This is a genomic window from Pseudomonas sp. S3_B08, from assembly GCF_054667725.1.
On record NZ_CP162750.1, the window covers coordinates 2809655 to 2822540 of the forward strand.

At 60.9% G+C, this 12886-nt stretch carries 9 protein-coding genes; 4 read left to right on the forward strand and 5 right to left on the reverse strand.

Going from position 1 to position 12886, the window contains the following annotated elements; genetic code table 11:
• Positions 1-33: 33 nt before the first annotated feature.
• Together lolD and AB4N73_RS12740 are read right to left on the reverse strand one after the other, a co-directional pair.
• Positions 34-732, reverse strand: coding sequence for a lipoprotein-releasing ABC transporter ATP-binding protein LolD (gene lolD, locus AB4N73_RS12735; RefSeq protein ID WP_024013628.1), 699 nt, complete (start codon positions 730-732; stop codon positions 34-36).
• Complete coding sequence (locus AB4N73_RS12740; RefSeq protein ID WP_041477329.1) at positions 725-1975, reverse strand: lipoprotein-releasing ABC transporter permease subunit; 1251 nt, start codon at positions 1973-1975, stop codon at positions 725-727. Before AB4N73_RS12740 ends, lolD begins: the two co-directional genes overlap by 8 nt.
• Before the next feature lie 94 nt (positions 1976-2069).
• On the opposite strand from AB4N73_RS12740, the gene AB4N73_RS12745 reads away from it, so the two are divergent.
• Positions 2070-2651: a PilZ domain-containing protein gene (locus AB4N73_RS12745; RefSeq protein WP_016775478.1), complete on the forward strand. Its 582-nt coding sequence runs from the start codon at positions 2070-2072 to the stop codon at positions 2649-2651.
• Between the two features lie 14 nt (positions 2652-2665).
• Entirely contained in the window at positions 2666-3388 is a 723-nt protein-coding gene (locus tag AB4N73_RS12750) for a glycerophosphodiester phosphodiesterase (protein ID WP_056791501.1), read from the forward strand.
• A 42-nt stretch (positions 3389-3430) separates the two neighbouring features.
• Here the strand turns inward: AB4N73_RS12750 and sthA are convergent, their stop codons facing one another.
• Together sthA and AB4N73_RS12760 are read right to left on the reverse strand one after the other, a co-directional pair.
• The gene (sthA, locus tag AB4N73_RS12755) at positions 3431-4825 is read right to left on the reverse strand and encodes a Si-specific NAD(P)(+) transhydrogenase (protein WP_039760770.1); all 1395 of its coding nucleotides are present in this window, start codon (positions 4823-4825) and stop codon (positions 3431-3433) included.
• A gap of 197 nt (positions 4826-5022) precedes the next feature.
• Entirely contained in the window at positions 5023-6009 is a 987-nt protein-coding gene (locus tag AB4N73_RS12760) for an FAD:protein FMN transferase (RefSeq protein ID WP_460143543.1), read from the reverse strand.
• A 138-nt stretch (positions 6010-6147) separates the two neighbouring features.
• Between AB4N73_RS12760 and tcuC the strand changes: the two genes are divergently transcribed.
• Complete coding sequence (gene tcuC, locus AB4N73_RS12765; RefSeq protein WP_041477332.1) at positions 6148-7446, forward strand: MFS transporter; 1299 nt, start codon at positions 6148-6150, stop codon at positions 7444-7446.
• 172 nt (positions 7447-7618) lie between these two features.
• Here the strand turns inward: tcuC and AB4N73_RS12770 are convergent, their stop codons facing one another.
• On the reverse strand, positions 7619-9082 hold the full coding sequence (locus tag AB4N73_RS12770; protein WP_236169416.1) for a glyceraldehyde-3-phosphate dehydrogenase: 1464 nt from the start codon (positions 9080-9082) through the stop codon (positions 7619-7621).
• A 354-nt stretch (positions 9083-9436) separates the two neighbouring features.
• On the opposite strand from AB4N73_RS12770, the gene mfd reads away from it, so the two are divergent.
• Positions 9437-12886, forward strand: coding sequence for a transcription-repair coupling factor (mfd, locus tag AB4N73_RS12775; protein WP_460143544.1), 3450 nt, complete (start codon positions 9437-9439; stop codon positions 12884-12886).

Here is a 12886-nt window from a genome sequence, read left to right on the forward strand (position 1 = left end):
CCGGCACCGTTACGGGCGCCGGGTTTCAGCCATTCAGATGGGGGTCAGGCAACCTTCCTGCAACTGCAGGACGCGGTCCATCTGGCGAGCCAGGTTCATGTCGTGCGTCACCACCAGGAACGCCGTGCGCATCGAAGTGCTCAGCTCCAGCATCAGATCCTGAATGCCTTCGGCGGTATGCAGGTCGAGGTTGCCGGTTGGCTCATCGAGCATCACCAGCCCCGGGTTGTTCACCAGTGCACGGGCAATGGCCACGCGCTGACGTTCGCCGCCGGAGAGTTCCGCCGGTTTGTGTTCCAGACGATGGCCCAGACCGACGCGCTCCAGCAATGCCGTGGCACGCTGGCGCGCCTCCGGGATGGCGGTCTTGCCGATCAACAGCGGCATGCAGACGTTTTCCAGCGCGGTGAATTCCGGCAGCAGGTGGTGAAACTGGTAAACGAAACCAAGCGCGCGATTGCGCAGCAGGCCCCGCTTCTTCTCGCTCAACGCCGACAGTTCTTCACCGTCGAGCCAGACGCTGCCCTTGCTCGGCGTATCGAGGCCGCCGAGCAGGTTGAGCAAGGTACTTTTGCCGGAACCGGATTTACCCACGATCGCCACACGCTCGCCCGGGTGCAACTCCAGTTGCAGGCCGGCCAGCACTTGTACCGACTCAGGCCCCTCCTCGTAGGATTTGCCCAGGTTACGGCAGCTCAGAATTGCTTGTTCACTCATGCCCGACTCACTCATAACGTAACGCCTCCGCCGGCTGGGTGCGCGCGGCACGCCAGGCGGGATACAGGGTGGCGAGGAAACTCAGGACCAACGCAGCGGCGCAGACCATGACGACGTCCTGGCTCTGTACCTGCGAAGGAAGATAATCAATGAAATACACGTCAGCATTAAGGAACTTGTGGCCGATCAGCCCTTCAAGCGCCGAAATGGCCGCACTGACATTCAGTGCCGCGAGGATCCCGACCACCGCGCCGATGGCCGTACCGACCACGCCGATCACTGTGCCCTGAACCATGAACGTGCGCATGATCGTGCCCGGAGTGGCGCCGAGGGTACGCAGAATGGCGATGTCACCCTTCTTGTCGTTCACCACCATCACCAGCGTGGAAATGATGTTGAACGCGGCGACGGCGACGATCAGCAGCAACAGCAGCCCGATCATGGCTTTTTCCATGCGGATCGCCTGATACAGGTTGCCGTGGGTGCGGGTCCAGTCGCGGGCGTAGTAACGATCTTCGCCGAGCTGCTGGGCGATGTTCCACGCCTCGCGCGGCGCCTGGAACAGGTCGTCGAACTTCAGCCGCAGGCCCTGCACCTGATCGGCTTTCCAGCGGTGCATTTTCGCCAGATCCTGCAGATTGGTCACGCCGAGGTAGCCGTCGAGCTCACCGGCGCCGACATGGAAAATCCCGACCACGGTGAAGCGCTTCATGCGCGGGAACATCCCGGCCGGGGTCACGCTGACCTCCGGTGCGACGAAGGTGACCTTGTCACCGATGCCGACGCCGAGCTTGGTCGCGGCCTTGTCGCCGATGACGATGCCGAAGCTGCCGGGCGTCAGGTCGTCGAGTTTGCCCTGCTTCATGAAGTTGTCGATGATCGACACATTGCGCTCGAGCGCAGGATCAATGGCATTGAGCAACACCTTGGAAACCTGACCGTTGTTGGTCAGCAGGCCCTGCATCTGGGTGAACGGCGCCACCGCCGTCACCTGCCGGTTCTGCCTGACCTTGTCGGCCAGGCTTTGCCAGTCGTTGATAGGCTCACCGGTCTCGAGAGTGGCGTGGGGCACCATACCCAGCACGCGGGTGCGCATCTCATGGTCGAAGCCGTTCATCACCGACAGCACGACGATCATCACGACCACGCCAAGGGCGAGCCCGATCATCGAAGTCAGGGAAATGAATGACACAAAATGATTGCGACGCTTTGCACGGGTATAACGCGTGCCGATAAATACGAAGAGAGGTCTGAACATGTCGGGGCTTGTTCGGAGGGAAAAGGAACGTCCTTGTGGCGGGGGTCGAAAACCAGCTTTACACTCAGACCACCGCCGCTACCATGGGTTCGCCATGTCGACATTAGATGAAGAAGATCGCCGCGAATACTACCGTATCGAGGACACGATCGCACTGGAAATTCGGCCCCTGTCCGCTCCCGAAGCCGCAGGCCAGGAAGTGTTGCAGGATGCTTCCCCACTGTTCAACCTGCTCAGCGAACTGCACCTGAGCGAATTCGAGTCGCAGCACCTGTTGCGACAGATCAGCGAGCGCGACCGCGCCATCGCGGCGTTCCTCAAATCGCAGAACAAACGCATCGACCTGCTCAGCCAGGTAATCGCCCTGACGGTGCTCGGACACATCGGCGAGCCGCAGCCGGTGATCATCTCCGAGGGCGGGATCGACTTTCAGTACCCGACCCCGATTGCCACCGGCGCGCACCTGTCGGTGAAACTGGTGCTGATGCCGCAGGCGCTTGGCCTGCTGCTGCGCGCCCGGGTCACCCATTGCGATCCCAAGGGCGATGGCTATGACGTCGGCACCGAGTTCGAGCGCCCGACCGATGCCCAGCGCCAGTTGCTCGCTCGCTACATTTTGCAGAAGCAGGCTCAGGAACGCCGTCTGGCCCGCGAACAGAACGAATCTGGCATTTAACTTAAGGAAGCACCGTGACCCTCATCTACGGCCACCGCGGCGCCAAGGGCGAAGCACCGGAAAACACCCTGAGCAGCTTTCAGGAATGCCTCAAGCACGGCGTGCGCCGCTGCGAACTGGATCTGCACCTGTCCAAGGACGGCGAGCTGATGGTCATCCATGACCCGACGCTCAAGCGCACCACCGACCGTCGCGGCAAAGTCGTCGAGCACACCGCTGCCGAACTGGTGACCTACGACGCGCGCAAGGGTGGCCCGGGCTGGATTCAGCCGTGCCCGATTCCGACGCTGGAAGAATTGTTCGAGCAATGTGATTTCGAGCACTGGCAGCTGGAAGTCAAAAGCGCTTCACGCACCCGCGCGGCGACTACCGTGCTGGCGATTCGGGAAATGGCTCAGCGCCACGGCCTGCTCGACAAGGTGACGATCACCTCGAGTTCACGGGAAGTCTTGAAGGCAGCGCTGGATCTGGTACCGGACGTATCCCGTGGCCTGGTGGCCGAATACGCCTGGCTCGATCCGCTGAAGGTGGCGGCCAGCTACGGTTGCGAAATTCTCGCGTTGAACTGGACGCTGTGTACGCCGGAACGCCTGCAGAAGGCGCAGCGTCAGGGCCTGCATGTGTCGGTGTGGACCGTCAACGAGCCTGCACTGATGCGCAGACTCGCCGACTTCGGCGTTGACAGCCTGATTACAGACTTTCCCGGTTTGGCCACTGCCACCCTTGAGAATTGCTGAAATCGGTCTCCCCGGCCGGCTCAGGCCACCGGCCGGAGCCCGTCAAAAAAGCCGGTTGAGGCCGTCGTACGCCGCTACCCGATAGGCTTCGGCCATGGTCGGGTAGTTGAACGTGGTGTTGACGAAATACTTCAGGGTGTTCAGCTCGCCCGGCTGGTTCATGATCGCCTGACCGATGTGCACGATCTCCGACGCCTGATAACCGAAGCAATGCACGCCGAGCACTTCCAGCGTTTCGCGGTGGAAGAGGATCTTCAGCATGCCTTGCGGCTCACCGGCAATCTGCGCCCGCGCCATGCTCTTGAAGAAGGCCTTGCCGACTTCGTACGGCACTTTCGCCTGGGTCAGCTCCTGCTCGTTCTTGCCGATCGAGCTGATCTCCGGAATGGTGTAGATGCCGGTCGGCACGTCATTGACGAAGCGCCAGCTGCCATTGTCGACGATGCTGCCAGCGGCCGAACGACCCTGGTCGTGGGCGGCACTGGCCAAGCTTGGCCAGCCGATCACGTCACCGGCGCCGTAGATGTTCTCTATGCAGGTGCGGTAGTTCTGGTCGACCTCGATCTGGCCACGGCTGTTGACCTTGACCCCGATGTTTTCCAGACCCAGCGTGTCGGTGTTGCCGGTACGGCCGTTGCACCAGAGCAAGGCGTCGGCCTTGATCTTCTTGCCGGATTTCAGGTGCAGGATCACGCCGTTGTCCACGCCTTCGACGCGGTCGTACTCTTCGTTGTGACGCACGGTGATGTTGTTGTTGCTGAAGTGGTAGCTCAGCGCCTGGGAAATTTCCGAGTCAAGGAAGCTCAGCAACTGGCCACGGTTGTCGACCAGTTCGACCAGCACACCCAGACCACTGAAGATCGATGCGTATTCGCAACCGATCACACCAGCGCCGTAAACGATCAGTTTGCGCGGGGTGTGACCGAGGCTGAGGATGGTGTCGCTATCGTAGATGCGCGGGTGGTGGAAATCGATGTCCGCCGGGCGATACGGGCGCGAACCGGTGGCGATGATGATGTGCTTGGCCACCAGCTTCTCGACCACGCCGTTGCCGCAGACCACTTCGATGGTTTGCTCGTCGGCGAAGCTGCCGGTGCCGAAGAACACGTCGACGCGGTTACGGGCGTAGTAGCCGGTGCGCGATGCGACTTGTTTGGAAATGACTTTTTCGGCGCTTTTCAACACGTCCGGGAAGGAGAACCAGCGTGGCTCGCCGATCGCGCGGAACATCGGGTTGGTGTTGAACTGCATGATCTGCCGCACCGAGTGACGCAGTGCCTTGGACGGGATGGTGCCGAGGTGGGTGCAGTTGCCGCCGACCTGACGACGGCTGTCGACCATCGCGACCTTGCGCCCCGCTTTGGCGGCGTTCATTGCCGCGCCTTCTCCCGCCGGGCCGGAACCCAGTACCACCACGTCGTAGTTGTAGACAGCCATGCGTACTCCTCAGAACAGGCCGCGGTGCCAGCAGCACCGGCGGCTAAATCACGCCGAACGGCGGCGCGAAGGAACAATTGGGGGCCAGTAGAGAACCCGGACACAGTCTATAGAAGCGTCAACGCCGCGCACATTAACCCTTGGTCGCGTCGTAGGCTACTTTTGCCTGCACTACAACGCCAGCTTTCGTCTTGTCTTCAGTCAGTTTTTTCACCGACAAGCTGCGCAAATGCCTGACTGCTGCGGGTGACGAAACCTGTATCGGCACGCAAGACAAAGAATGCAGCAATGTCATGTTTTTGGGCATAGTCCCGCGCCCTTTCCGGCCCGAGAATCAGCAACAGCGTCGATAGTCCATCGGCCATCAACGCTGAAGGATGAATAACCGTGACTGACGCCAGATCATGTAGGACCGGCCTTCCGCTGCGCACATCGAAGGTGTGGGAATAACGCCGACCGTCCTGCAGAAAATAATGGCGGTAGTCACCGGAGGTGGACACGCCGTAGCCATCGACATCGATAATCCGCTCGGCCACTTGCTGGTCATCGCGAGGCTCTTCGAGAGCGATGCGCCACGCGGAACCATCCGGCTTCTTGCCCCGGGCTTTGAGTTCGCCCGTGGCTTCGACCAGGTAATTGTCGATGCCCATGCCCTGCAATCTGGCGGCGATGGTATCCACGGCGTAACCGGCGGCAATGCTGTTGAAGTCGACTTCGACGGCGGCGTCCTTGCACAACCGCTCGCCATCGATGCGCAGGTGCTGATGGCCGACCCGCTGCATGACCTCGGCCAGCGCGGCCGCATCAGGGATCTTTTCTTCGCGTCCTTGCGGGCCAAATCCCCAGAGGTCCAGCAGCGGTTCCACGGTCAGGTCGTAGGAGCCTTCGCTTTGGATTGAAAGCTGTTCGCCGATGCGGACCAATTCGAGCACCGCTGTCGGCATGGCTTGGCAGCTATCGGCGGGCAAGGCGTTGAAACGCTCGATGACGGAGTCACTGCGGTAAGTCGACAGCTGTTGATCGACTTCACCGAGGATGGCCTGCACTTTGCTGCGCACCTGCGCAGGATCGGCGCCCCCAGCGTGGCGCACGTACTTGACCGACCAGGTGCTGCCCATGGTCGAACCGCCAACCTGTTCCAGGGAATCGCCGTTACCGCAGCCGCCGATTGCCGCCGCGAACATCACAAGCCCCAACCAGCGTCCAGTTAACAATTCTTCATCTCCCCGCAAAACCACGGCGGCCATTATGAACTACAAGCGCCCGCTCGCTTCCCCATGGCTGCAACGCCTTTATACAAAATTGAACAGTGAGTACCTCCCATGTCCTCCACCACGGGCAAAGGCAAAGCGATCTTTCGCGTTGTCAGCGGCAACTTCCTCGAAATGTTCGACTTCATGGTCTACGGCTTCTATGCCACGGCCATCGCCAAAACCTTCTTCCCCACCGACAGCGCGTTCGCTTCGCTGATGCTGTCGCTGGCGACCTTCGGCGCCGGCTTCCTGATGCGTCCGCTGGGGGCGATTTTCCTCGGTGCCTATATCGACCGTCACGGACGGCGCAAAGGGCTGATCATCACTTTGGCGATGATGGCCGCCGGTACAGTGCTGATTGCCTGCGTACCCGGCTACGCGACGCTCGGTGTCGCCGCGCCGCTGCTGGTGTTGTTCGGCCGTCTGTTGCAAGGCTTCTCGGCGGGCGTGGAACTGGGCGGTGTGTCGGTGTATCTGGCGGAAATTTCGACGCCGGGGCGTAAAGGCTTTTTCGTCAGTTGGCAGTCCGCCAGCCAACAGGCAGCCGTGGTGTTCGCCGGTCTGCTCGGCGTTGGCCTCAACCACTGGCTGAGCCCTGAGCAGATGGGCGAATGGGGCTGGCGCGTACCGTTTCTGATTGGCTGCATGATCGTGCCGGTGATTTTTTTCATCCGTCGCTCGCTGGAAGAAACCCCGGAGTTCCAGGCGCGCACCCACCGCCCTACCCTCGGCGAGATCGTCCGTTCGATCGGGCAGAACTTCGGTATCGTCATTGCCGGCATGGCGCTGGTGGTGATGACCACGGTGTCGTTCTACCTGATCACCGCTTACACCCCGACGTTCGGCAAGGCCGAACTGCACCTGTCTGATCTCGATGCGCTGTTGGTGACGGTGTGCATCGGCTTGTCGAACTTTTTCTGGCTACCGGTGATGGGCGCGGTATCCGACAAGATCGGCCGAAAACCCTTACTGCTGGCGGCGACGATTCTGGCGATCCTCACGGCGTACCCGGCACTGTCGTGGCTGGTGGCGAATCCGAGCTTCAGCCATTTGCTGATTGTCGAATTGTGGCTGTCGTTCCTGTACGGCTCGTACAACGGCGCGATGGTGGTGGCGCTGACCGAGATCATGCCGGTGGAAGTGCGCACGACCGGGTTTTCCCTGGCCTACAGTTTGGCAACGGCGACGTTCGGCGGATTTACTCCGGCAGCGTGCACCTATCTGATTCATGTGCTGGACAACAAGGCAGCACCGGGCATCTGGCTCAGCGGCGCGGCGGTGTTGGGCTTGATTGCGACACTGGTGCTGTTCCGTGGCAACCGCCATGAGTTGCGCACGGCGCAGGCCTCGGTAGCCAGCGGCGCCTGACAGAATGCTTTCGCGAGCAGGCTCGCTCCCACAGAAGATTGTGAACGACACTGATCCAGTGTGGGAGCGAGCCTGCTCGCGAAGAGGCCGGCAAGGACGCCGAAGATCCAACAGGCCCACAAACAAAAACGCCCCGACAAAATGCCGGGGCGTTTTCATTCAAGCCTGAGGCTTAGCGCGGGAACGCTGGCGGATTCACATCAGCCATGTCTTCCATCACGCGAACCACCTGGCAGCTGTAGCCGAACTCGTTGTCGTACCAGACGTACAGAACGACGCGGTTGTCCTGCACGATGGTCGCTTCAGCGTCGACTACACCGGCGTGACGCGAGCCAACGAAGTCAGTCGACACCACTTCCTGCGAATTGACGAAGTCGATCTGCTTGTGCAGCTCGGAGTGCAGCGCCATGTAGCGCAGGTACTCGTTCATCTCTTCGCGGGTGGCGGCTTTCTCAAGGTTGAGGTTGAGAATGGCCATCGACACGTTTGGCGTCGGAACACGAATCGCGTTGCCGGTCAGCTTGCCGGCCAGCTCAGGCAGAGCCTTGGCAGCAGCGGTAGCGGCGCCGGTCTCGGTGATCACCATGTTCAGCGCGGCGCTGCGGCCACGGCGATCGCCCTTGTGGAAGTTGTCGATCAGGTTCTGGTCGTTGGTGTACGAATGAACGGTTTCGACGTGACCGTTGATGATGCCGAACTTGTCGTTGACCGCTTTGAGCACCGGCACGATGGCGTTGGTGGTGCAGGAAGCAGCCGAGACGATCTTGTCGTCAGCGGTGATTTCACCGTGGTTGATGCCGTGAACGATGTTCTTCAGCTTGCCCTTGCCAGGCGCGGTCAGAACAACGCGATCGATACCCGGGCACTGCAAGTGCTGGCCCAGGCCATCGGCGTCACGCCATACACCGGTGTTGTCCACCAGCAGCGCGTCTTTGATGCCGTACTGGGTGTAATCCACCTCGGTCGGGTTCTTCGCGTAGATCACCTGGATCAGGTTACCGTTGGCGGTGATGGTGTTGTTTTCTTCGTCGATGGTAATGGTGCCGTTGAACGAACCGTGTACCGAATCGCGACGCAGCAGGCTGGCGCGTTTGGTCAGGTCGTTTTCGGCGCCTTTGCGCACGACGATGGCGCGCAGACGCAGGCCGTCGCCACCACCGGTTTTCTCGATCAGGATGCGCGCCAGCAGACGGCCGATACGACCGAAGCCGTAAAGAACAACGTCGGTGCCTTTGCGGGCCGAGGCGTTCTGCTGGCCAACCACGTCAGCCATCTCTTCACGCACGAACTGCTCGGCGCTGCGGCCGTTGCCTTCATTGCGGAATTTGAACGCCAGCTTGCCCAGATCCACCGACGCCGCGCCGAGCTTGAGCTCGCTCATGGCCTTGAGCAGTGGGAATGTTTCGTGGACGGAGAGTTCGCTGTCGTCGGAAGAACGGTGGCGAGCAAAGCGGTGAGCTTTGAGAATCGCGATGACAGACTGGTTGATCAGGCTGCGGCCATAGATCGAGCTAACCACGTTGTTATTGCGGTAGAGCTGACCGATAAGCGGAATCATCGCTTCTGCGAGTGCTTCACGGTCGATCCATTCACCAAGACACTGGTCGGGCTTCTGAGTCACGGTAACCTTCCACATGTAGGGGCAGAAAAAAGGGGCTACATTATGCCGCCGACAAGCCCTTTCAGCAATGCGCGCTTGTCGCGCAATCGGTAACAAAATTCCGTTCAAAAAATTTACGCCTTTCTCCAGCCCAGTAAAACCGGGGCTTTCAGCGCAGTCAATTTTTCGACGACTGTTAGACGATGTCTGTAACCCTCCGTAACACCACCCGGTTTCGGCACTACATAACCATGAAAAAAGTGCTCGTTTTTATGGTTACCACTACATTTCGTCCAAACCGTGAAGATAGACGCAGTCTACAACTGACAGGCGGCACCGGAGGCCGCTACAATTACCGACTTTGTCGCAACGCCTGGAGCTCAACCTTCCGTGCCTGTTCTGCGTCTACCGCTACTCCCTGCCGAAGCAGGTAAACAGCACTGGGGCAATCTGCCCGGTGCCGCCCTCAGCCTGGCGATTGCCGAGGCTGCCAGCGCTGCCAAGCGCTTTACCCTGCTGCTGACCGCCGACAGCCAAAGCGCCGAACGGCTGGAACAGGAGCTGAGTTTCTTCGCCCCGGATTTGCCCGTACTGCATTTCCCCGACTGGGAAACCCTGCCCTACGACCTGTTCTCGCCGCACCAGGACATCATCTCCCAGCGCATCGCCAGCCTTTACCGCCTGCCGGAACTGGCCCACGGCGTGCTGGTGGTACCGATCACCACCGCCCTGCATCGCTTGGCGCCGACCAAATTCCTCCTCGGCAGCAGCCTGGTGCTGGATATCGGCCAGAAGCTCGACGTCGAACAGATGCGCGCGCGGCTCGAAGCCAGCGGCTATCGCTATGTCGACACGGTGTACGAGCACGGCGAGTTCACCGTACGCGGCGCGCTGATCGACCTGTTCCCGATGGGCAGCAAACTGCCGTATCGCATCGACCTGTTCGACGACGAAATCGAAACCCTGCGCACCTTCGATCCGGAAACCCAGCGTTCAATCGACAAGGTCGAGTCGGTCAAGCTGCTGCCGGCCCGCGAATTCCCGTTGCAGAAAGACGCAGTCACCCGCTTCAAGGCGCGCTTTCGCGAGCGCTTCGACGTCGACTTCCGTCGCTGCCCGATCTTTCAGGATTTGAGCAGCGGTATCACTCCGGCCGGCATCGAGTACTACCTGCCGCTGTTCTTCGACGAAACTTCGACGCTGTTCGATTACCTGCCTCAGGACACACAAGTGTTCTCGCTGCCGGGCATCGAGCAGGCGGCGGAAAACTTCTGGAACGACGTGCGCAATCGTTACGAAGAACGCCGCGTCGATCCATCGCGTCCTTTATTGCCACCGGCCGAACTGTTCCTGCCAGTGGAAGACTGCTTCGCGCGCCTGAAGAACTGGCCACGGGTCGTTGCCAGTCAACAGGACGTTGAAAGCGGTGTCGGCCGCGAACGCTTCCCGGCCCATGCGCTGCCCGATCTGGCCATCGAAGCCAAGGCCACGCAACCGCTGGCGGCGCTGGCCGGCTTCCTCGAAGAATTCCCCGGTCGCGTGTTGTTCACCGCTGAATCGGCGGGTCGTCGCGAAGTCCTGCTGGAACTGCTGGAACGTCTGAAGTTGCGGCCGAAAACCGTCGACAGCTGGCCTGACTTCGTCGCCAGCAAGGATCGTATGGCGATCACCATCGCCCCGCTCGACGAGTGTCTGCTGCTCGACGACCCGGCGCTGGCGCTGGTGGCGGAAAGTCCGCTGTTCGGCCAACGGGTCATGCAACGTCGTCGCCGCGAAAAGCGCAGCGACGTCAGCAACGATGCGGTGATCAAGAACCTCACCGAACTGCGCGAAGGCGCGCCGGTGGTGCATATCGATCACGGCGTCGGCCGCTACCTGGGCCTGACGATTCTGGAAATCGACAATCAGGCCGCCGAGTTCCTCACCCTCGAATACGCCGAGAACGCCAAGCTCTACGTGCCGGTGGCCAACCTGCACCTGATCGCGCGTTACACCGGCAGCGACGATTCGCTCGCGCCGTTGCATCGCCTCGGCTCGGAAACCTGGCAGAAAGCCAAGCGCAAAGCCGCCGAGCAGGTGCGTGACGTCGCCGCCGAATTGCTCGACATTTACGCCCGTCGCGCCGCCCGTGAAGGTTACGCCTTCGCCGACCCGAAGGCCGATTACGCCACCTTCAGCGCCGGTTTCCCGTTCGAGGAGACGCCGGACCAGCAAGCGACCATCGAGGCCGTGCGCGAAGACATGCTCGCGCCGAAACCGATGGATCGCCTGGTCTGCGGCGACGTTGGCTTCGGCAAGACCGAAGTAGCCATGCGCGCGGCGTTCATCGCCGTGCACGGCGGTCGGCAGGTGGCGATTCTGGTGCCGACCACCCTGCTCGCCCAGCAGCACTACAACAGTTTCCGCGACCGCTTCGCTGACTGGCCGGTGACCGTGGAAGTGATGAGTCGCTTCAAATCGGCCAAGGAAGTCAACGCGGCGATCGCCGATCTGGCGGAAGGCAAGATCGACATCGTCATCGGCACGCACAAGCTGCTGTCCGATGATGTGAAGATCAAAAACCTCGGGCTGGTGATCATCGACGAAGAACACCGTTTTGGCGTACGCCAGAAAGAACAGCTCAAGGCACTGCGCAGCGAGGTCGACATTCTGACCCTGACCGCGACGCCGATTCCGCGGACGCTGAACATGGCGGTGTCGGGCATGCGCGATCTGTCGATCATCGCCACGCCGCCTGCGCGACGCCTGTCGGTGCGCACCTTTGTCATGGAGCAGAACAAGAGCACGGTCAAAGAGGCTCTGCTGCGTGAACTGCTGCGTGGCGGTCAGGTTTATTACCTGCACAACGATGTGAAGACCATCGAGAAGTGCGCCGCCGACCTCGCCGAACTGGTGCCGGAAGCGCGCATCGGTATCGGCCACGGGCAGATGCGCGAACGTGAACTCGAACAGGTGATGAGCGACTTCTACCACAAGCGCTTCAACGTGCTGATCGCCTCGACCATCATCGAGACCGGCATCGACGTGCCAAGCGCCAACACCATCATCATCGAACGCGCCGACAAGTTCGGTCTGGCCCAACTGCACCAGTTGCGTGGTCGTGTCGGTCGCAGTCACCACCAGGCTTACGCCTACCTGCTGACACCGCCACGCCAGCAAATCACCTCGGACGCGGAAAAACGTCTGGAAGCGATCGCCAATACCCAGGACCTCGGCGCCGGTTTCGTCCTGGCCACCAACGACCTAGAAATCCGTGGCGCCGGCGAACTGCTCGGCGACGGTCAGAGCGGGCAGATTCAGGCCGTCGGTTTCACCCTGTACATGGAAATGCTCGAGCGCGCGGTGAAGTCGATCCGCAAGGGCGAGCAGCCGAACCTCGATCAACCGCTGGGCGGCGGCCCGGAAGTCAATCTGCGGGTGCCGGCGCTGATTCCGGAAGATTATCTGCCGGATGTGCATGCACGGCTGATTCTGTATAAACGCATCGCCTCGGCCACCGATGAGGAAGGCCTCAAGGATTTGCAGGTGGAGATGATCGACCGCTTCGGCCTGTTGCCGGAGCCGACCAAGAACCTGGTGCGGATCACCGCGTTGAAATTGCAGGCGGAAAAGCTCGGCATCAAGAAAGTCGACGGCGGGCCGCAAGGCGGACGCATCGAGTTCGAAGCGCAGACGCCGGTTGACCCGATGACCCTGATCAAGCTGATCCAGACGCAGCCCAAGCGCTACAAGTTCGAAGGCGCGACGATGTTTAAATTCCAGGTGCCGATGGAGCGCCCGGAAGAACGTTTCAATACTGTCGAGGCGCTGTTTGAGCGTCTCATCCCGAAATCCGCTTGA